Raw genomic sequence first — 20009 nt, forward strand, 5'->3', positions numbered from 1 at the left:
CCCCCTTCGCGGACTCCGGGGCGGGCCTACTTCAGGAAGCGCCCGGACAGCCATCCGGTCTTCTTGGCGTATGCGACCTGGTACCAGGTGCCGCTGCGCCGGCCGGTCGGGCGGACCACCGTGCCGCGGGGAAGGGATGCGAGCCTGGTGCCCGTGATCGCTGGGAGGGAGTAGAGGTTGAGGGCAAGCGTGGTGGTCTTGGCCGCAGGCGTTGCCTTCCGGGAGTTCCCGGTCTGGATCCAGCCAGTTCTTCCCTGATGCTGCACCTTCAGCCAGCTGCCCCTGTTGGCCGAATAGTAGAGCTCGGTGCCCGTGGGAATGATGGCCAGGAGCTTCGCCGAGGTGCCGGCGGTGGCGTACATGCGCACGGGGGCAGTGGTTTTGCGAACGCCCCACTGGGCCGGGGGCCCGGGAACCAACCCGTCATACTGCTCCAGGGTCGTGGCCCCGCTGGCAGTGTAGGCGGCGGCGAGCCTCGGGCCGAGGTAGCGGAAGTGCCAAGGTTCGTAGATGTAGCCGGTGACAGCCTCCATGCCCGCGGGGTAGCGCAGGATGAAGCCGTAGGTGGCCGCGTGCTTCCGCATCCACCTGCCCTCGGTCGTGTTGGCGAAGCACTTCGCCACCCGGCATGATCCGCTTGCCGTTCCGACGTCCATTCCCCATCCGGTTTGATGTTCAGAGTAGCCGGGGCGTGCCGAAAAGCGGCTGGCCGCCTTGGCTCCGTCCCGCCGGGCATAGCTGGCGAAGAGCGCTTGCTGCGTGGAATATGAACGGTAGCCGGAGACCAGCCGGATGCGGGCACCGTCCTTTTTGGCTGCGGCGGCCATCTTGTTGAAGGCCAGTGCGGCTTCAGGCTGGAGCGAGGCTCCGCTGCCGGGGACGGCCCGGAGCCGGGGGACGAACTTCAGCGGCTGCAGCGGGTGTTTCTTGTTGACCATGACATTGGGCAACCTGGGATCGCGCGGCAGTGGTTTCCCGGCCGCAGTGGCCGATGACATGGCGGCCGTGGCCGCACGTGCCGTCGGTGCGTTGCCAACACCGGTGGCCGCCGTGGTGGGCGCCATGCCGAGCCCGAGCGAGGAAACCAGGGCAAGGATGATGAGGGCCGGGGCAAGCGCGGGGGTCAAGCGCATCGGGAATGCCGCCAATCCGGTAGTCGAAGCCAAGTGCAGCGAGCCTATCGCGGCGGCGAGGCTCCGGTGAAGGGGGCGGACCCGGAATCCGGGGTGGGACGGGGCATCGAAGACGCATAGCCGATTCCCAGCAGCCTGTCCCTTGTGTCCGGGGTGAGGCAGTCGTAGCGTGGGCACTAGGGGCAGGGAACAGAGCCGGAGGACCGGTGGCCCCGATATCGGATCCAAGCCGCCCCCACGCGTGCGCGCCGACGGCTTCAGCAAGAAACGGGGCAGGACCATGGCAGGGCAAATGACCAAGAAACCCAAGAACCACGTCCATGTCGGGGTCTTGTGGCTGGTCGGTGGAGTGGTGACGATGGCGGTCTTCCTCGGGTCCATCGCCAGCGGGACCCACCAGGACTACGGCACAGTCAGCCCGATCTGGTTCGTGGTGCTCATCGGGGCGGTGATGACGATCTTCGGGATCATCGGATTGACCAAGCGCCGGCATACCGGCGACAGCCACTGATGCGTTCCGGCGTCCGCGGGCCTGCTGGCGTGCGGGCGCCTATTTCCGCTGCCCGCTGACGTCCCGCCGCGGGGGAGTACCGGGTGGCCGGGGCAGTGCCTCAGAAATTTTCCGAGCAAGTTTCGTCAGCTCCCTGAACTGGGCAGGGGTCATGGCGTCGCCGAGCAACCGGTGGATGTTCTGCACGTGTTCACGACCGATGTGCTTTTGCAGCGCGCGACCGGCATCACTCAGCGAAACCAGGACTGCGCGTTGGTCCTCGGGGTCAGGCTCCCGGGTGACCAGGCCCTTGGCCTCCAACCGCTCGGCCATGCGGCTGAGCGAGGGTTGGCTGATCAGCAGGTGTTCGTTCAGGTCGCCCAGGCGGCTGCTGCCGTCTTCGCAGCGGCTGAGGTTGAAGAGCACATCGTATTCGCCCATGCCCAGTTCCTTGAACTCGGGCAGCTTGCGCAGTTCGCGCATGACCGACACCTGGCTGCGGAAGAGCGCTTCCCAGGCCTCGGAGACCTCCCTGACGCTGGCCTTAGGCATTCTCGGTCCTTCCGGCAGCGAGTTTCGCATCCCGGGCGGCGACCCGGTTGGCGTGCGTGGGTGCCTCGGGGTGGTCGGCCGGGGCGCGTGAGGCGAGCTCCTTGCGCAGTTCGGGCAGCACGTGTTCGCCGAACAGGTCCAGTTGTTCCAGGACGGTCTTCAGTGGCAGGCCGGCGTGGTCCACGAGGAAGAGTTGGCGGTGGTAGTTGCCGAAGTGTTCCTGGAAGGAGAGCGTCTTTTCCAGCACTTCCTGCGGGGAGCCGACGCTCAGCGGGGTCTGCGCGGTGAAGTCCTCCATCGAGGGTCCGTGGCCGTAGACCGGGGCGTTGTCGAAGTAGGGGCGGAACTCGTTGACCGCATCCTGGGAGTTCCTGCGCATGAAGAACTGTCCGCCCAGTCCGACGATCGCCTGGTCCGCACGGCCGTGGCCATAGTGCTCGTAGCGTTCGCGGTAGAGGTCGATCAGCTGTTGGTAGTGCTCCTTGGGCCAGAAGATGTTATTGGCGAAGAACCCGTCGCCGTAGTACGCGGCGATCTCGGCTATCTGCGGGGTGCGGATCGAGCCGTGCCAGACGAAGGGCGCGACGCCGTCCAGCGGGCGCGGGGTGGAGGTGAAGTTCTGCAACGGGGTGCGGAACTTGCCCTCCCAGTTCACCGTGTCCTGATCCCAGAGTCGGCGCAGCAGGTTGTAGTTCTCGATGGTCAGTTCCAGCGAGTCCTGGTTCCGCTTGCCGAACCAGGGGTAGACCGGGGCGGTGTTGCCGCGGCCCAGCACCAGGTCCACGCGTCCCCCGGAGAGGTTCTGCAGCATGGCGAAGTCCTCGGCGATCTTCACCGGGTCGTTGGTCGTGATCAGCGTCGTGGTGGTGGAGAGGATGAGCTTTTCGGTCTGTGCCGCGATGTAGGCCAGGGTCGTGGTGGGCGAGGAGGAGAAGAAGGGGCGGTTGTGGTGCTCGCCGATGGCGAACACGTCCATGCCGATCTCCTCGGCCTTCTTAGCGATGGCCACCGCGGCCTGGATGCGCTCGTATTCGGTGGGCGTCTTGCCGGTGGTGGGGTCGGTGGTCACGTCACTGACGCTGAAGATGCCGAACTGCATGGTGTTCCTCCTGGTCTTCCGAGTCCAAGTGTCTCAGAATTTCTATGCATTTGCATGTAATAGCGCACAGGCCGGCCAAAGCATTCCCGGTACGCATCGTGAGGATCCTCACGTCACGGCCGAATCCGGGGTAGTCTGCCGCCATGAGCCAAAAGCCCCCTCCCGCCACCGGCGCCACCCCTGGAACTCCGGTGCGCTGGGGAGCGGTGGCCGGCATCGTCGGATTCCTGGCCATCGTCGAACTGACCAGCGGCATGCTCCAGGGTTACTACACCCCGCTGATGACCGACATCGCCCGGCACCTGGGCATCCACGACGCCGACGTGAACTGGTTCGAGGCGGCCCAACTGCTGGTCTCGGCGCTCGCCGTGCCGCTGCTGGCCTCCATGGGCGATATCTTCGGGCACAAGCGCATCCTGCTCTACTCTACGATCATCACCGCGGCGGCGTCGTGGGCTGTGGTGTTTTCCGGAAACTTCACCACGTTCCTGCTGGCCTGGGCGCTGCAGGGCTTCTACGCCGTTTGGCTGCCGTTGGAAATCGCGCTGGTCTTCAGCCGGGCCCGGAAGCTGGGCACGCCCGGCCCGATCACCCGGAGGGCCGCCGGTTTGCTGGTCGGCGCGCTGGAAGCCGGCGTCATTGCCGGTGCCCTGCTGGGCGGCGCGCTGATCACGAGCTTCGGCGGGAACCTTGCGCTGACCCTGACCATTCCCGCGATCGCCACCACGCTGTGCATCTTCGCCGTGGCCTTCGGCGTGCCCGACGGCGGGGAGCGCAACGGAGCGAAGATCGACACCGGCGGCTTCGCCTATCTGGCGGTGGGCCTGCTGCTGCTCTCGGGTGGACTGAGCTTCCTGCGCATCAACGGTCCGGCGAGCCCGCTGGTCTGGGGTTCGATGGCGGCCGGATGCGCCGTGCTCTACCTCTTCTACCGGCACGAAACCAAGCAGTCCGACCCGCTGATTGACTTCACCGTCCTGTTCCAGCGTTCGATGTGGCCGCTGCAGCTGACCGCCGGGCTGTTCGGCGTCTCCGTGCTCGGCGCGCAGATCCCGATGAGTACCTTCGCGCGCACCGACCCGGCGGTCTACGGCTACGGGCTGGGCCTGAGCGCCTCATCGGTCTCGATCATCATCGGGGTCTACGTGCTCTCGCTGCTGGTCGGGGCCCTGCTCTTCCCGACCGGTGCCCGCCTGGCGGGGACCCGGCCCACACTGATCATCGCCAGCACGCTGGTGGGCATCGGCTATCTGATGTTCCTTCCACTGCACGGATCGCTGGGCCAGGTACTGCTGAACATGATGGTTGCCGGGCTCGGCTCCGGCGCGCTGGTCGCGGCGCTTCCGGCAGCCGCTGCCGCTGCCGCACCGTTCCACCGCACCGGCATGGCCACCGGGCTGACCAACGCGGTGAAGACCATCGGCGGGTCCTTCGCCTCGGCGGTCTTCGGGCTGGCGCTGGTCGGGCACGTTGTCGCCTCCGGTCCGGGTGCGGGCGCCGAATCGACCGCCGCGCCACTGGCCGGCTACATGACGGTGTGGGCCATCTGCGGAATGACGGCCATCATCTGCGCCATGATCCTGCTGGTGGTCCCGCGCGGAGCACTGGAGGACGTGCCGGAACAGTCCCCGATTCCCACCCGATAGCCGACTTGCCGTCAGTCGTGGACAGGGCCCCTGACAGTGCCCCGGCCATGCGACCGGGTCACCGACGGGACCTGTGGGCCAAGTAGGGGTGGGTAGCCGACCTCGCCCTGGAACCAGCGGGCCCACGGGCTGTTCTGGTGCCACCAGGTGCTGCCTTTAGCGGGCCACCACCGGGACCAGCGTCCGGTCCCGGGCTGTGAGCGCGGCCAGCGGGCCGATCCAGTCCCGGATCACCAGCGGCACATGGCGCAGAAGGGGGCGCCGAGGTTGCCCATCTTGCAGGCGCGTTCGGGGCGGAAAGCACCGCAGCCGTAGGAGCGTGCGCCGTTGAAAGTGCCGAGGGCCCCGCCGGATGGTGGTCTGGCCCGGTCTCGGTGCCGCCAGCAGAGACCGGTTCCTCGTCGGCCAGGCCGAATGCCATCTGGGCGGACGCGTGGATGACTAGCTCAGATGCGCCCGGATGCCAGCGAGAGCGTGCCGATAGAGCCGTGTGAACCGGCGCGGGTCATGCAGTTGGCCACGAGCAGGGCTGTCAGACCGGTGGCAGATTTGCAGACAAGCAGCCACCTGATGTCGTTGCAGCCGGAGCCCGCATCGAAGTAGGTGCGTGCGTCGGCTTTCGTGCTACCGCCGGAAACCGGATCGCCCGCGCCGGCAGCGGTGGAATTCCTGTTCACCTGGAAGGCGTTGATGGTCGTGGACAGGTCGGCGAACGGCGGGGTGTGCCCAATCGCGCCGTGGGGAAGGCGGTGCAGACGGTGTTGCAGGTGGCCTGTTATACGGCCTGGAATCCGTCGCCGAGCATCATGATGTTGAATGCCATGTCGGGCGGGTTCGATCCGGGGAATTGGGTGATTCCAATGCGGGGACCAAGCCGATGACCGTCTCGCGGGACGAGGGAGGTACTGAGGTGTTCGGAACCCGGCTGCCAGCCGGGGCCTCGACGTCGAGCAGTACCCCGCCGGCAGCCGCGGCCGACGCCGGTACGACGACGGTGAAGACGCCTCATGGATGACCGATCCGCCTGCCAGGCGTCGTGGTCTTGGCGGGGACGGCCTCTGCGGTGCAGGGGCTTCCGTTGATCTAGTCCCTGGCCAGTGCCCGGGTCATCCGCGTCGCCTTGCCGCCGTCGTGTTCGAAGATCAGGCCCAGGGCGCCCTGGGTGCGTGCCGGGCCGCTGTCGGGGGGGCAGGTGCATCACGCGGCTTCCGTTAAGGGACTAGCGGATCCAGTGGACTCCCGGTCACAGGAAGCCTCGAGGTGCGGTAATGCGCCACGCCGCTAACCGTGGTCCATATGCTTCCACCAGGTCAATGGCGCGGCGATGTGGAAACGCCGGCCGCTGATGATTGTGGGCACGATGCGCACGAACGCGTCCTTCGGCCCGGCCTCCCAGGGGAAGAGCATCAGTGAGAAGGAATCAACCATTTCCTCGATGCCGCCGAACACCTCGGCCCGGCCCTTGATGATCACCGACCAGGCCCGGCCGGACTCGGTATCGACAGAATCCACCTCGAAAGCCACCCGGTCGTCGTTTCCCACCATCGAGAGTTTGGTCCCGGCCCTGGTCCGGAAGACCACCGTTCCGTGGTCTACCGCGTAGTTGACCGGGAAGAGTTCCGGCCCGTCATCGCCGCAGAGGGCCAGATGCCCGACGGAGATCCGTCGCAGCAGTTTCCAGCACTCGTCGGCAGCCAGTGTCTCGGTGGCTGGCATCTCCTGATCATCGGTCATGGCCAGAGCCTACGTCCGGGACGTCCCCTGCGCCAGAGGCAGGATGCTCAGCCACCCTCGGCCGGAGCGGATGTTGGAGTGCCGCCTACTCCGGGGGCGCGTGGTGCTTGTGCCCCAGTTCCCCTTCGACTTCCTTTCGTTCGCGCCGGGTCAGCGGGATGGAGCCGGTTGCCGGGTTGATCAACAGGTGCGGCTCGTGGACCGGGGCCGCATCCGGGACCGCCGACCGGTCCACATGCGCGGCCCGGGCATGGTGTTGGGCCGTTGCGGTACCCGCGGGGGCCGTGCCTGCCAGGGCGGGCACCGGCTGGTGCTTGGCCGCACGGCGTGCTTCGCGCTTGGCGGTGCCGCGTTCCTTGGCGCCCTCGACCAGATGGTAGAGCACCGGAACCAGGATCAGCGTCAACGCGGTGGAGGACACCAGGCCGCCGATGACCACCACCGCCAGCGGCTGCGAGATGAACCCGCCGCCGCCGGTCAGGCCCAGGGCCATCGGAATCAGCGCGAAGATGGTGGCCAGCGCCGTCATCAGGATCGGGCGCAGACGTTGGCGGGCGCCGTGGTGGATCGCGTCGGCCAAGCTCATCGCCGGTTCCTTGCCGCGCGGGTGGCGGTACTGGTTGATCAGGTCGATGAGCACGATGGCGTTGGTGACCACGATGCCCACCAGCATCAACATGCCGATCAGCGAGGGCAGGCCCAGCGGAACGCCGGTGAGAAGCAGCAGCCCGATGGCTCCGGTCGCGGCGAACGGGATAGACACCAGCAGGACCAGCGGCTGGACCAGCGACTTGAACGTCGCCACCATCACCACGTACACGATGGCGATGGCGGCGAGCAGCGCCAGATAGAGCTGGCCGAAGGACTCGGCCTGCTCGGTGGCCGCTCCGCCCAGTGCGGCCGTCGCCCCGTCGGGCAGCACGAGCGCATCAAGGCGCTTGGTGACCTCGGCGGAGACCGAGCCGAGGTCCTTTTCGCCGGGGGTGATCGAGACGGTAGCGATCCGGTCCCCGTTGGAGGAGGTGATGGTCGCCGGGGATTCGGTGCGTTGAACGCTCGCGACGTCGCCGAGCCGGACCAGTCCGGTGGCCGTGGGCAGCTTGAGGTCGCGCAGCTGGGCCAGCGAGGTCAGGTCGGTTCCCTCGCCGATGCGCACCGGGAAGTCGGTGTAGCCGATGCGCACCGAACCGGCTGGTACCGGGGAGAGCGTGCCGGCGGTCAGCGCGCCGACCTGCACCTCGCTGAGTCCGGCCTTGGCTGCCTTGACCCGGTCCACCTCGATGGAGACCTGGGGGCGGGCCGAGCTCAGGTTGTCTTCGACGCCGGTGGCGCCGTCGATCCCTTCCATCGCTGCCGTCGTCTTCTTGGTTGCTGCCTCGAGGATCTCGGGGGTAGGCGCTCCGACCTGGATGGTGACGGAGCTGGATCCGGTCGGGCCGCCCTCGGAACCGGAGACGGTGACCTCGGAGTCGCCGGCCGCCGCTCGTGCCGCGGTGCGGGCCGCATCCTGAATGACCTGCTGGTCGCCCCCGGTATCGGTCATCACGGTGAAGCTCGCCGTATCGGTCCCGGCGGCAAGGAAGGCGGCGAATCCACCCGAGGGGGTGCCTGCCGTCATCTGGACGTCAACGACCCCGGGAACCTTGCGCAGTGCCTCTTCGACCGGGGTGGCGGCCTTCAGCGTGGTCTCCAGCGAGGATCCGGCTGGTAGCTTCTGCGAAACGGAGAAGGTGTTCTGTCCGGTGCCGCCGAGCAGGTTGGTCGGCACCAGCGGCACCATGGCCACCGTGCCGGCCAGGACGGCGACGGCGGCCATCAACGTGATCGCCGGGTGGCGTTGGGTGCTGCGCAGGATCGGGGCGTAGCCGCGCTGCAGCAGCGAGTTGTGTTCCTTGGCCTCGGCCTTTGCGCGGGCCGCTCCCAGGTCGGCGGCGCCCGGCTTGGTGTGGCCCAGGAACCAGTAGGCGAGCACCGGCACGATGGTCAGCGATACCAGCAGCGAGGAGAGCAGGGCGATGGTGACGGTGAGCGCGAACGGACGGAACAGCTCGCCGGCCAGGCCGCCGACCAGGGCCACGGGCAGGAACACGGCGACGGTGGTCAGCGTCGCCGCCGTCACGGCCGTGGCGACCTCACGCACTGCGGTGAGGATGGCCGTTGCCTTTTCCTCACCGTAGGAGAGGTGCCGCTTGATGTTTTCGATGACCACGATGGAGTCGTCGACCACGCGTCCGATGGAGATGGTCAGCGCACCCAGGGTGAGCATGTTCAGAGAGTAGCCGCCGATGCTCAACCCGATGAAGGTGGCCAGCAGCGAGAGCGGGATGGAGATCGCGGTGACCAGGGTGGAACGGACGGAAAGCAGGAAGACCAGGATGACCACGACGGCGAACCCCAGGCCGAGCAGCCCCTCGACTGTCAGGTCGTGGATGGACTGCTCGATGAACGGGGCTTGGTCGAAGACCGTGGTGAATTTGGCGTCGTGTCCCAGTTGGGTAGCGAGCTCGGGCAGCAGCGCGTTGACTTCGTGCGATATCGAGACGGTGTCACCGTCTGGCTTTTTCGTCACCGATACTGCGAGGGTCTGGATGCCATTGGTGCGGGTGACCGAGGTGGCAGTGTCGTCCTGCATCGAGATGGTGGACAGATCCGCGAGCGTCAGCACGCCGGTGCTGCCCTTGACCGGAAGTGCCTTGACGGCGGCCAGCGAGTCGATGAGCGAACCGCTGGTGACCGGCAGATCCAGGCCATCGGTGTCCAAGCGGCCCACGGGCATCAGCCCGGACCCTTCCTCGATGACCGATTTCAGGTCGGCTACGCTCAGGCCGGCCGCGACGAGCTTCGTGTTGTTGGGCAATACCGCGATGTGTTGGCCGGTGCCACCGGAAACATCCGCAGTGCGCACTCCGTTGAGTTTGGTCAGCGTGGGCAGGACCAGGCGTTCGACGTCGGCACGCAGCGTGTTCAGGTCCGCTCCGCCGGAAACGGCCAGATACACGATGGGGAAGTCGGAGATGGAGCCGGCGAACGCGGTGGGTTCGACGTCCTGAGGCAGCAGGGGCTTGGCGTTCGAGATCGCCTTGTCCACCTGCGCTCGAGCGCGATCAAGATCAGTCCCGTAGACGAAGGAGAGCGAGATGGTGGTGAAGCCCGTCTGCGAGGTGGACGCGGAGGATTCGAGCCCCTCCACTGCCTGCAGCGAGCTTTCCAAGGGCTGGGCTACCTGCTTGTCGATCACCGCGGGGGAGGCTCCGGGCTGGGAGGCGACGACCGAGATCTGCGGAAATTCCAGGGCCGGAATCAGTTCCTGCTTCAGCTGGCCCATCGTAATGACACCGAAGACAGCGACGAAAACGGTGATCAGGGCGATGAGGGCACGGTTGCCCAGGGAGAGTACGGCGAGCCGATACATCTGCCATCCTTCGTGGTTCGGGGGTACGCATTTGCTTGTGCACCACTCTAGTTGCAGTGAAGCAATCACTTGCGACGTGAGTCTCCCGATCACGCAACGTTGAGGGGTAATCAGCATCCGTCAGCGGCTTGCGGCCCGTTTGAAGACGTCTTGCGCCGGAGGAGGGCATCGGAGCGGAAGCGGGTTAAGGAAGGCGGAGGCAGTCCGGCCTGTATCACGTTCGAACTGAACGCCGCGGGGCACGCGGCCGTGGCCAGCGGCCAATCAGAGGGATACCAGTGATGGTTTCTCGGCTGCGATGAGTGATATCTCGGCTGGACTCAGGCCGCTGGACTGAGCCACCTGAGCCTCCGATGCCCCATGCTCCAGTGCCGTCCGAATGATCCCCTGAAGGGCGTGCGTGCGTTCGTTGAGTAGTACTCGGGCCGAACTGAGATCCTCGGCGGCTGCCCGGATCATCTCCAGATGGGGCATGGGACTGTCCTTTTGGTTGTGTCAATGGTTCGCACATCGATTTTAGTGAGTAAAGGGTCGGGGTTCAACATTGACAAGACCCGCGGGGTGCGCATTTGGTCCGCCGCCCTGATGAAAGCAGGACCGACTGTCGTTACCGGAGCGGCCCGCTTGCCTCCAGCCGACGGTCTCGTGGCCGCACGCCCCTTGGCCCGGCTGACGTCGAGCTTTATGCCCAGCTCGACGTCCGTTGTTGGCAGCGAGCAAAACGGCATCGCGGCGGACAGGATATTGCCGGCTGCCCGGTACCGGTCCTAGCAGAAGGCGCGGGAGCGGAGTACGGCCGCTCCGCTCGACCGGCTCTGCCCTTCGGTTTCGACTATCGACGATACCCGTGGCAAAGCCGGTGGGAGGGTGGGTGGCCGCCGTGCCCCACTCGTCGGGTACCGCCGAATCGCCGGGCCCGGTTCTCGACCTAGCGTTCTGCCGGGATTTTGTAGGCAAGCAGGTGTTCGACAAGGACCGGCGGCAGCGGGATGTCGGTGCCCAGGACCACGCGGCAGTGTGCCCCGGGCTGGTCCACCGGACCCATGCGTTGGCCACGCAGGTCGCAGATGGTTTGGCCCCGGCCCGGCCCGCGGGTCGTGTCGACCTCGATGGCGACCCGGGGTGCGTTGGTTGGAATGATGGCACCGGTGGCGATGGCCGCGGCAAGCGGGTCATGCATGGCTGATGCTCGGCGGCCGTAGAGCCCAACATAGAAATCGAAGTAGAAGTCCAGGATTCTTCCGATCGAGGAAACCACCGGGATTGGGGATTCCTCCAGCGCGACCCGCTGCTCCTCCTCCAGGATGTTCTCGAGCGTGACGTCCAGAGGGACCAGGGTGAGGTCCCACCGGGCGGCAAGCGTCAGGGCGGCAGCCTCGGGATCGTTCCAGATGTTCGCCTCGGCAACGGGGCTGACGTTACCGGCAACTAGCGCGGCGCCGCCCATGATGGTGACGTCCTTGATGCGCGTGGGAAGAGAGGGATCGATGGCCAGGGCCAGGGCGATATTCGTCAGCGGGCCGATGGCCACGATGGAGAGTTCTCCCGGGTGGTCATGGGAGAGCGAGATCAGCAGCTCGGCCGCGCTGGTGCCGGTGGTTGTTGCCTGCGCCGGGTGAAGCTTGATGTTGCCGATGCCGTTGTCGCCATGGATGTGCGGGACCCCGCCGTCGAAGTGGCCGGCCAGCGGATCATGGGCTCCGATGGCTACCGGGATATCCCCTCGACCGGCAAGCTCGAGCAAGTCCAGGGTGTTTTGTGCGCCCTGGGCGGCGGATACGTTTCCGCTGACCGCACCGATGCCGACCAAATCGGTGCCGGGCGCCGCCAACAGGAAGGCCAATGCCAGCGAATCGTCGATGCCGGTGTCGCAATCGAGGTAGATGGTGCGGGTGTCCTTGATGTCCATGGTTTTCCTGTCGGTGAGGCGGGCGCTGGTGGTGAAGGGTGCGGGGCCAGGATCTCCGGATCCCGGCGAGGGGTGTCCCTCAGGCCGGCAGCCAGGGCCGGGACGGTGATTCGGGCGGAAAACCAAGGCACAGTGCGGTGCCCTGCACAATTCCTCTGCCCGGAGCGGGGAGCGGGGAGCCTGGAGCCGCGATGCGGTTGCCGTGCTCTGGATAAGGTCGGTCTCGATGATGCCGAGGATGGCCACGAGCACCCCGCTGCCCCGGGGACCAGTTGGAATGATCGACACCTGTCGGGGCCAACAGGTTCGGCAACAGGACGATGAGCAACAGCTCGATCCAGCCGGAATTTTCCGCGAACCGGCTTGCCGGCGACGCGGAGGAGAAACTTGATCGGGACGGCGGTCAGCACAATCATGCGCGTGCGAGGCCCTGCGTGCTCATCCCGAAGCCTTGACGGTGCAGGCCCCGGTGCGGAGCGCCCCCTGGTCCTCAACGTGGTAGTCCACACGTGCCAAGCGGCCAGCCGTTGCCACACCGGGACGAGAAGTCTCCCGGCTTCAGGACGGCCGCGGTGAGAACGGGATTACCTCCTTGGACGAAGAATCTTTCGGGGATTCATGTTTCGTCCGTGGATCACTTGGCGTGGGAAACGCATGGCTGATGGGTTGGCGGGCGGACGGCCTCACATCCTGCAGGAGGATGCCGTTTCCTCGTGTCAGCCGACCTTTCCGCTCCGGACTTGCCGAAGCGGTAGCTGGTGTTCCACGCAACGCAACGCAGGCCCGGCATCCGGCCGCGGTTGCTGCGGGGAGCCGGGCGCCGAGGCGTGCCTCGTGCCAACGCTAGGCCAGGTCCAGGACCTTATTGGTCGCTGCGGTTACTTCGGCGAGCAAGGCCGGGTTGTCGTTCAGCGTGGAGCCGTAAGACGGGATGAGCTCGGTCAGTTTGGGCTTCCAGCCAGCGAACTGCTTCGGGAAGCAGCGCTCGAGCAGCTCGAGCATGATCGGGGTCGCGGTGGATGCTCCCGGGGAGGCGCCGAGCAGGCCGGAGATGGTGCCGTCGGACGAGGTGATGACCTCGGTGCCGAACTGCAGCACGCCGCCCTTCTTCGCGTCCTTCTTGATGACCTGCACGCGCTGGCCCGCTGTGATCAGTTCCCACTTGTCGCCGGTGGCTTCGGGGAAGTATTCACGCAGGGCCTCGTCCTTCTTCCCCCTCGACTTCAGCACTTCCTTGATCAGGTAGGTGGTCAGGGACATGTTGTCCTTGGCCACGGCCAGCATCGGGATGATGTTGTGCGGGCGGATCGACAGCGGCAGGTCCAGCAGCGAGGAAGTCTTCAGGAAGTTGGTCGAGAAGCCGGCGTACGGGCCGAACATCAGCGAACGCTTGCCGTTGACGAAACGGGTATCAAGGTGCGGCACGCTCATCGGCGGGGCGCCGACCGAGGCCTGGCCGTAGACCTTGGCGTTGTGCTGGTTGATGATCTCCTCGTCGGTGCAGCGCAGGAACTGGCCGGAGACGGGGAAGCCGCCGAAGCCCTTGATTTCCGGGATGCCCGCCTTCTGGAGCAGGCCCAGTGCGCCGCCGCCGGCTCCGACGAACACGAATTTCGCGTTGACCGTGCGCTTGGCCTTGGTCGCGTTGTCCTTGACCATGATTTCCCAGCCGGTCGAGGTGCGGTTCAGCGTGGTGACCTTGTGGCCGAAGTTCAGCTCGACTCCGTTTTCGCCGATGTGGCTGGTCAGCTGGCGGGTCAGCGAACCGAAGTCCACATCGGTGCCGCCGACGACGCGGGAAGCGGCAACGCGCTGGCTGCCGTCGCGTCCGCGTGCCACGAGGGGCGCCCACTTCTCGATCACGGAGAGGTCCTCGGTGTGCTCGATGGACTCGAAGAGAGGATTGGGAGCCAGTGCCTCAAACCGGGTCTTGAGGTAGTCGGAGTGCTTGTCGCCCAGCACGAAGCTCATGTGCTGCAGCGGGTTGATGAAGCTCTTCGCGGCGCCAATGTGCTGCTGCTCGACCATGTGCGCGTAGAACTGGCGCGTGATCTGGAACTGCTCGTTGATGCCGATGGCCTTGGCCGGATTGACCGATCCGTCGGGTCCGGCGGCACTGTAGTTCAGCTCGCAGAGGGCCGAGTGCCCGGTGCCCGCGTTGTTCCACGGGGAAGAGGATTCGAGGCCGGCCTCCTGAAGGTTCTCGAAGAGCCCGATGGTCCACCCCGGTTCAACCTGCTTGATCAGGGTTCCAAGGGTGGAACTCATGATGCCGGCGCCGATGAGGACGACGTCGAAGTTTTGTGAAGGGGTGGAAGAAGGCACTGTGATCTCCATTGAAAGTTCTGCTGGCTCCCTGCAAGGGTAGCGCGGTGCGTGGAGCTGGATGAAATCAGGCCTTGAGGTATTGACCCCTAAGTGGTGAGGGTCACCTTGTCGAAGACCTCATCCAAGACCGGGGAGGACGGATAGGACCGGACCCGGTCCGCGAATGCCAGCGCCGAGATCGGGAAGGTGAGCGGGATCGCGGGAAGGTCGGTGGCCAGGAGGTCCGAGAGCTGTTCGTAGGCGGCAACTCGTTCCGGACCATTGGGCATCGAGCGGGCCAACAGGATCTGTGCACGGGCCGCGGGGGAGTTGTAGCCGAATTCGTTCCGCTTGGATCCGAAGAGCGAGCCGACGAAGTCGTCCGGATCGCGGTAGCTCCCGTTGTAGCCCAGCAGGTGCAGGCCCGGATGTTCACCGGAAAGCACCGACGTCAGGTAGCCCTTGGACCAGTCGATGGGTACCGGGACGATGTTCAGTCCGGCGGCGGTGAGCTGGCGTGAAAGCTCGGCATAGATCAGTTCGGGCAGTGGCAGGTAGGCCCGGGCGATGTTCAGCGGGTACAGGAACGGGATCGGCTCGCCGGTGTAGCCGGACTGGGCGAGCAGCTCCTTGGCCTTGGGCAGGTCGTAGCCGTAGTAGGTGTCCGACGTCTTGATGCCCAGGGAGGGCGGGACGAAGCCACGTGCTTCCTTGGTCCCGTCGATGTAGAACTGGCCGATCAGCTTCTGCCGATCGATGGCGTGGGCGATGGCCTGACGGACGATCGGGTCGGCCAGCTGCGCGTTCGCGCTGTTCATGCCCAGGTAGGACACGGAGAATGGGTCGCGCTGGACGATCAGTTGGCCCTCGCGGACCAGGTCGCGAAGCCCATCGACCGTGACCATGTCGAAGCCGTCGATATCCTTGCGCAGCAAGGCCCGCAATCGTCCGGAGGGGGTGCGGTGCTCGATGAAGTGGAGTACCTCGGGCCGGGTGGACTCCTTGTCCAGGCCGGCGGCCTTTTCCTCGGCCAGCAGCCAGTGTTCGGTATTGCGATCCAGGTTGACCGTGCCGCCGTTCCAGCTCTCGAAGCGGTAGGGGCCGGTGCCGACCGGGGACTTGCCGAAGGAGCTGAGCCCGGTGGCTGGGTTGACCGTGTTGGCGTCCAGGGTGATCAGTGCCAGCGGGGAGGCCAGGCCGAAGCCGGGCAGCGTGAGCGCGTCGATGAGCCCGGTCAGTGGCCGGCGCAGGGTGAGGATCACGGTCGAGTCGTCCACGGCCTTGATGCCGCCGTAGTAGCTGGCGCTGCCGCCGAAGCTGCGCCCGGTGAAGGGGAAAGCGTCAAGCGCGGCCGCAGTGTCCTTGTTGTCCTGCACCATCTTTTCCCACGCGGCGATGGCCGCCGCATTCTCCGCGTCGGTCGCATCGGGATCGGGTTCGGGTTCGGCGGGGGGCTTGGTCGGGATCACCGGCAGGTCTTCGTGGTGGCGGAAGACCGCTTCGAAGCCCAGGGCACTGCGTCCGGATTCCGGGGCGGGAAGGGCCGCCCACCGCTTGAAGTTCGCCACGACGGCTGCCGCGTTGAATTCCGTTCCGTCGTGGAATCTGACGCCCTGGCGCAGGGTGAAGCGCACGTCCAGCCCGTCATCGCTCACCAGCCATTCGGTGGCCAGCGACGGGATCGGGGAACCGGTTTCCGAGTCGAGTCCGATCAGGCCCTCGAAGATCTGCCGCGTGATCCGAAACGATTCGTTGTCGGCGGCCAGGGCCGGATCGAGGGTCAGTGGATCTGCCGCCGTGCCAAAGGAGAACGGACGGAGGTCTGGGCGTGCGGCGGGATCGCCGTTGGGCGAGGGCGGTGTCGCGGTGCAGCCCGCCAGGGCCAGCGCGATGGCACCGAAGCCGAATCCCAGGACCGCTCGGCGGCTGGGCTCCATGGGACCGTCGGTGGTGTTCTGCACTGTGTGACTCCTGTGTCCGGCCGGATGGCTGATGGTACCCGTTTCTCTAACGAGCAGGGCCCCCGGAAAGATCCGGGGGCCCTGCGCCGATCGGTCCAGCCGATCCCTGGTGCGAGCGGGGGGACTTGAACCCCCACGTCCGAAGACACTGGAACCTAAATCCAGCGCGTCTGCCAATTTCGCCACGCTCGCAAGGCCGCACCACCACGTGGTCAGCATCAACCAGTGTAGCGGAAGCAATTGACTGGTATGGACGAATGCCGTGGTGCGGGTCGAGTATTACTCCGATTCGACTCCCAAATCACGGCGCAGCTTGGCAACATGGCCGGTGGCGCGCACGTTGTACTGGGCGAGTTCGACCTTGCCTGCTTCGTCGATGACGATGGTCGAGCGGATCAGGCCCTCGTAGGTGCGGCCGTAGTTCTTCTTCTCACCCCAGGCGCCGTAGGCCTCGGCCACCGCGTGATCCTCGTCGGCCAGCAGCGGGAAGGTCAGCTCCTCCTGGGCCGTGAACGTGGCGAGCTTGGCCGGCGCATCGGGGGAGATGCCCACGACCTGGAAGCCGGCGGCGGCCAGCGAGGCCAGCGAGTCGCGGAAGTCACAGGCCTGCTTGGTGCAGCCCGGGGTGGAGGCGGCCGGGTAGAAATATACGATGGCCTTCTTGCCGAGCAGCGATGACAGGGAGAGTTCCTCGCCATTGGCATCGGGCAAGGTGAAGTCCGGGGCGGTGTCCCCGGCATTCAGGCGGGTAGCGGGTACGGTCATGGGTGTGCCTCCTGTGGTGGGTTGCGGCGCCTGGGGCGCGCGTTGCCGGATGTCCTCGACATTACCGGGATCGGAGGCAAAGCCCCGAAACCGTTTCGGGACGGTGGCCCACCGCGGCGTGCCCGGGATCCTGGCCGGCCTATGCGGGCCGCGTGGCGGCCCTCGCCCTCCGCCGGATTCTGCCATGGAGCTCGACATAGGCGGTGACCAGGAGCAGCAAGGCCACCGCGGCGCTCAGGACGGCGCTGGACGAAACCGTGGCGCTCAGCGGGATCAGGACCAGGCTGAGCACTACCGTGGGCAGCGCCCACGGTAGTACCGTGCCGGGGCGCTGCCCGTAGCGCAGGGACACCACGGCATTGGTCAGGTAAAACAGGGCGATGCCGCCTCCGAGGCAGATCCCGGAACCCAGGGGGAGGCTGTCGTGAGGCCCGGGGATGGCCGTGGCGATGGCCCCGGCGATGGCCGTCACGCCCAGTACGAGCAGGAACGGCATGAACAGGGTGGTCTGCAAGATTCCGGCATAATCCGAACGTGAGCGCAGCGCCTCCAATCCGGCACTCATGGTTCCGGTTCCGTAGTGGAAGAAGGCCCACCCGAGCAGCGCCACGATCGCGAATCCCAGCGACGCATCCAGCCCGGCCCCGGGTGTCCAGGCATCGGAGAGCTCGGTGACAATGGTGAACACCGATTCGCCCAGCACGATGATGACAAACTGGCCCAGCCGCTCGGCCGCATGTTCGATATTGATCTCGGCGATCCCGCGCTCGGCCCAGAACCATCCACTCAGCGCCGCCATGGCCACCTCCGCCACGATGGCAGCCGCCCACAGAATCACCGCTGCCGCGAAGGGCAGGAGCGCCGCGACGAACCAGAGTACGGCGGTTCCGCCGTTGTAGGCCCAGATCCGCCAGGGGATGCCGTTCGATGTCTCCTGATGGCGGTAGAGCCACAGGATCAGCAAGATGGTGCGCAGTACCGCGTTTGCCAGCGAAAAGGCCCAGGCCCGGTTGCCCAGCGCTTCCGGGGCTGCGGCTGCCATCACGCCGGCGGCTGCCATGGCAGCTAGCATCGCCAGGCCGAGCGCTCGGGAGGAGAGCCCGGGTAAGAGGTTGATGATGGAAACGATGTTGACCCATGCCCACCAGGCGGGGAAGAAAAGCAGCACGTAGGTGCCGAATTCGACCCAGCCGGGGTCACCGTGGATTCCATGGGCGAGCTGCCCGACGAAGACGACGAAGACCAGGTCGAAAAACAGTTCCGTCCAGTGGACGCGACCCGGAATCCGAGCAGGTTCGCGGGCTGGCCCGTCCACCGCCGGAGCCTTGTGCATCATGGGGCCATGGTATTCCCGATTGTTCGTGGGGGAGGGTGTGGGGGAGTCCTGGATTCCGGAGGCTGAGACGCATCGTCTGCGGATCACCGGCAACGGTCTGGCGGGGTTCACCTGGGGGCGGAGCAATATGAGCGATTGAAATAAATCAGTCTTTTGGTGGGAAAGCGGGACATGGGACATAAGAAGAAGTCGACGACTGGTGGAATGGCGCTACCCGGGGGGTTGCTTACCCGGAGGGTGGCATTTGTATCATCGGGAGTGGCAGAAACACCTGCAGGCCAGGCCATGCGGGTCCACCGGGTCGGGACGAGCCGGCGGGTGGGTTCGCGCGCGGCGCGCAAGCCTGCTGCCGCGAATAACGGGGGCTGGTGGAGCGCCACCCAGCGAGCGTCATGTGCGGCCCGTTTAACGGGGGATGGCCTGCGGGGCAAACAAGAACAGCCTCGGATCGCTTTCGCAATCCGAGGCTGTTCTTTCCCATGTGCACCCCTCGGGACTTGAACCCGAAACCCATTGATTAAGAGTCAATTGCTCTGCCAATTGAGCTAGGGATGCATTGTGCTCTTCGGCCTTCTCCGTGGAGAAGACGCCATGACCACGGAAAATATCATAACCATAAAGTGGCTTGAGAGTGAAATCGGGGCGCGGGGTGTTTATCGGGAGTGTTCTTGTGGTTGCATTCATGCCGCCCGGCGCCGGGACTTCCCTGTCATGACGCGCCAGGGGGCAGCGAAGAGGACGAAGGCGGTCACGGCGAAAATAATGACCGGCCATGCGAATCCAGCGAATTCGACACCCATCGAGGACGAAGTGAATACAGTGATTAGGCGCACACCGAGGAATGACGACTCGGCTTGGTGCTGACCCGTTGATTCCAGAGTCCCGAGCATGCCCAGTATGTAGACGAGGGTGCCGAAGAGCCAGAGTCCGAACACAACTGTCACAGCGAGGGCTCCGAGGCCCCAGTTCGGACGACCCTTGGGCTCCAGCTCCACGTATTGTCGGGCCAGTTCGCGAGGCTGCCCCAGCTCGGTCAGGGCCGATGTCATTCCGTTGACGGCCACCGCTTCGCTCAGGTTCTCGCGCAGCTCGGCCAGGATGGCCCGCCTGCGTTTTCCGGGAACGGGGTCGAGCCAGAATCCCAACGTCTGGAAATACCAGAAGCTGTTCCAGCGGTCAGAAATTTTCAGTCGGATGCTCAAGGCGCCTCCTTGGTGGGCAGGATTTGCTCGACGACGGCAACCAGCGCATTCCATTCGTCGTGGATAGTGGCCAGGGCATTGAGTCCCTCGGCGGTCGCGAGGTAGTACTTTCGCGCAGGACCTGCTGCGGAAGCAACAAGTTGAGAGGTCAGGCGACCTTCGCGCTCAAGTCGGGTGAGGACCGGGTAAACCGTTCCGGGCGAGATCCCGTCAAGGCCGGCGCCATGCAAACGGGTAACCAGTTCATAGCCGTAGGACTCCGCTTCGGAGAGCAGGGCGAGAATCAGCATGGGGAGGACCCCCTTGAGTAACTGGGGATCCCGGGCATGGGCAGCGGTTTTGGTCACGATGTTAGGCTATGAGCGCTATTCGGTTAAGTCAAGTAGTTGGCTATGCTGATATAAATGTTTGTTCGAAGAGTCCGATGGGAGAAGGCCGTCAGGCGCCCGTGGCACGCATCGCG

The 20009-nt window shown here is 65.7% G+C and carries 16 protein-coding genes and 2 tRNA genes; 2 read left to right on the forward strand and 16 right to left on the reverse strand.

Annotated elements, in window-relative coordinates; all coding sequences use genetic code 11:
• Nucleotides 1-26 precede the first annotated feature (26 nt).
• Entirely contained in the window at nucleotides 27-1166 is a 1140-nt protein-coding gene (locus tag E9229_RS12970; RefSeq protein WP_183511735.1) for a D-alanyl-D-alanine carboxypeptidase family protein, read from the reverse strand.
• 259 nt (nucleotides 1167-1425) lie between these two features.
• Between E9229_RS12970 and E9229_RS12975 the strand changes: the two genes are divergently transcribed.
• Entirely contained in the window at nucleotides 1426-1644 is a 219-nt protein-coding gene (locus E9229_RS12975; protein ID WP_183511736.1) for a hypothetical protein, read from the forward strand.
• Between the two features lie 39 nt (nucleotides 1645-1683).
• Here the strand turns inward: E9229_RS12975 and E9229_RS12980 are convergent, their stop codons facing one another.
• Nucleotides 1684-2175: a MarR family winged helix-turn-helix transcriptional regulator gene (locus tag E9229_RS12980; protein ID WP_183511737.1), complete on the reverse strand. Its 492-nt coding sequence runs from the start codon at nucleotides 2173-2175 to the stop codon at nucleotides 1684-1686.
• Nucleotides 2168-3274: an LLM class flavin-dependent oxidoreductase gene (locus tag E9229_RS12985; RefSeq protein WP_183511738.1), complete on the reverse strand. Its 1107-nt coding sequence runs from the start codon at nucleotides 3272-3274 to the stop codon at nucleotides 2168-2170. Before E9229_RS12985 ends, E9229_RS12980 begins: the two co-directional genes overlap by 8 nt.
• Before the next feature lie 143 nt (nucleotides 3275-3417).
• On the opposite strand from E9229_RS12985, the gene E9229_RS12990 reads away from it, so the two are divergent.
• The gene (locus E9229_RS12990) at nucleotides 3418-4920 is read left to right on the forward strand and encodes an MFS transporter (RefSeq protein WP_183511739.1); all 1503 of its coding nucleotides are present in this window, start codon (nucleotides 3418-3420) and stop codon (nucleotides 4918-4920) included.
• Between the two features lie 446 nt (nucleotides 4921-5366).
• Here E9229_RS12990 and E9229_RS13000 read toward each other — a convergent pair whose 3' ends face one another.
• From E9229_RS13000 to E9229_RS13055, 13 genes are all read right to left on the reverse strand, one after another.
• Nucleotides 5367-5597 (reverse strand): hypothetical protein, encoded by a 231-nt coding sequence (locus E9229_RS13000; RefSeq protein WP_183511740.1) that lies wholly within the window; start codon nucleotides 5595-5597, stop codon nucleotides 5367-5369.
• Nucleotides 5598-6201: 604 nt separating this feature from the next.
• Nucleotides 6202-6654, reverse strand: coding sequence for a pyridoxamine 5'-phosphate oxidase family protein (locus tag E9229_RS13005; RefSeq protein ID WP_183511741.1), 453 nt, complete (start codon nucleotides 6652-6654; stop codon nucleotides 6202-6204).
• Nucleotides 6655-6739: 85 nt separating this feature from the next.
• A complete protein-coding gene (locus E9229_RS13010; protein ID WP_183511742.1) occupies nucleotides 6740-10066 on the reverse strand; it encodes an efflux RND transporter permease subunit in 3327 nt (1108 codons plus the stop codon).
• Nucleotides 10067-10330: 264 nt separating this feature from the next.
• On the reverse strand, nucleotides 10331-10540 hold the full coding sequence (locus E9229_RS19025; protein WP_221184455.1) for a hypothetical protein: 210 nt from the start codon (nucleotides 10538-10540) through the stop codon (nucleotides 10331-10333).
• 454 nt (nucleotides 10541-10994) lie between these two features.
• On the reverse strand, nucleotides 10995-11975 hold the full coding sequence (locus E9229_RS13015; RefSeq protein WP_183511743.1) for a nucleoside hydrolase: 981 nt from the start codon (nucleotides 11973-11975) through the stop codon (nucleotides 10995-10997).
• 843 nt (nucleotides 11976-12818) lie between these two features.
• Nucleotides 12819-14312 (reverse strand): malate:quinone oxidoreductase, encoded by a 1494-nt coding sequence (locus tag E9229_RS13020; RefSeq protein ID WP_183511744.1) that lies wholly within the window; start codon nucleotides 14310-14312, stop codon nucleotides 12819-12821.
• A gap of 77 nt (nucleotides 14313-14389) precedes the next feature.
• Nucleotides 14390-16243, reverse strand: coding sequence for an ABC transporter substrate-binding protein (locus E9229_RS13025; RefSeq protein ID WP_183511746.1), 1854 nt, complete (start codon nucleotides 16241-16243; stop codon nucleotides 14390-14392).
• Nucleotides 16244-16350: 107 nt separating this feature from the next.
• Nucleotides 16351-16435: transfer RNA gene (locus tag E9229_RS13030), tRNA-Leu, on the reverse strand.
• An 87-nt stretch (nucleotides 16436-16522) separates the two neighbouring features.
• A complete protein-coding gene (gene bcp, locus E9229_RS13035; protein WP_183511747.1) occupies nucleotides 16523-17008 on the reverse strand; it encodes a thioredoxin-dependent thiol peroxidase in 486 nt (161 codons plus the stop codon).
• Nucleotides 17009-17147: 139 nt separating this feature from the next.
• Nucleotides 17148-18344 (reverse strand): low temperature requirement protein A, encoded by a 1197-nt coding sequence (locus E9229_RS13040; RefSeq protein ID WP_221184456.1) that lies wholly within the window; start codon nucleotides 18342-18344, stop codon nucleotides 17148-17150.
• A gap of 482 nt (nucleotides 18345-18826) precedes the next feature.
• Nucleotides 18827-18899, reverse strand: a tRNA-Lys gene (locus E9229_RS13045).
• Between the two features lie 125 nt (nucleotides 18900-19024).
• The gene (locus E9229_RS13050) at nucleotides 19025-19546 is read right to left on the reverse strand and encodes an HAAS signaling domain-containing protein (RefSeq protein WP_183511749.1); all 522 of its coding nucleotides are present in this window, start codon (nucleotides 19544-19546) and stop codon (nucleotides 19025-19027) included.
• A complete protein-coding gene (locus tag E9229_RS13055) occupies nucleotides 19543-19836 on the reverse strand; it encodes a PadR family transcriptional regulator (protein ID WP_183511750.1) in 294 nt (97 codons plus the stop codon). Before E9229_RS13055 ends, E9229_RS13050 begins: the two co-directional genes overlap by 4 nt.
• Nucleotides 19837-20009 lie beyond the last annotated feature (173 nt).

The sequence above is a fragment of the Paeniglutamicibacter cryotolerans genome (genome assembly GCF_014190875.1).
In the GTDB taxonomy this organism is placed as follows: domain Bacteria; phylum Actinomycetota; class Actinomycetes; order Actinomycetales; family Micrococcaceae; genus Paeniglutamicibacter; species Paeniglutamicibacter cryotolerans.

Excerpts from the sequence above, each read along its gene's own strand:
- E9229_RS12975 (WP_183511736.1), top strand. The coding sequence starts at position 1,426 with ATGACCAAGAAACCCAAGAACCACGTCCATGTCGGGGTCTTGTGGCTG.
- E9229_RS12980 (WP_183511737.1), bottom strand. The coding sequence starts at position 2,175 with ATGCCTAAGGCCAGCGTCAGGGAGGTCTCCGAGGCCTGGGAAGCGCTC.
- E9229_RS12985 (WP_183511738.1), bottom strand. The coding sequence starts at position 3,274 with ATGCAGTTCGGCATCTTCAGCGTCAGTGACGTGACCACCGACCCCACC.
- E9229_RS12990 (WP_183511739.1), top strand. The coding sequence starts at position 3,418 with ATGAGCCAAAAGCCCCCTCCCGCCACCGGCGCCACCCCTGGAACTCCG.
- E9229_RS13005 (WP_183511741.1), bottom strand. The coding sequence starts at position 6,654 with ATGACCGATGATCAGGAGATGCCAGCCACCGAGACACTGGCTGCCGAC.
- E9229_RS13010 (WP_183511742.1), bottom strand. The coding sequence starts at position 10,066 with ATGTATCGGCTCGCCGTACTCTCCCTGGGCAACCGTGCCCTCATCGCC.
- E9229_RS19025 (WP_221184455.1), bottom strand. The coding sequence starts at position 10,540 with ATGCCCCATCTGGAGATGATCCGGGCAGCCGCCGAGGATCTCAGTTCG.
- E9229_RS13015 (WP_183511743.1), bottom strand. The coding sequence starts at position 11,975 with ATGGACATCAAGGACACCCGCACCATCTACCTCGATTGCGACACCGGC.
- E9229_RS13020 (WP_183511744.1), bottom strand. The coding sequence starts at position 14,312 with ATGGAGATCACAGTGCCTTCTTCCACCCCTTCACAAAACTTCGACGTC.
- bcp (WP_183511747.1), bottom strand. The coding sequence starts at position 17,008 with ATGACCGTACCCGCTACCCGCCTGAATGCCGGGGACACCGCCCCGGAC.
- E9229_RS13040 (WP_221184456.1), bottom strand. The coding sequence starts at position 18,344 with ATGATGCACAAGGCTCCGGCGGTGGACGGGCCAGCCCGCGAACCTGCT.
- E9229_RS13055 (WP_183511750.1), bottom strand. The coding sequence starts at position 19,836 with ATGCTGATTCTCGCCCTGCTCTCCGAAGCGGAGTCCTACGGCTATGAA.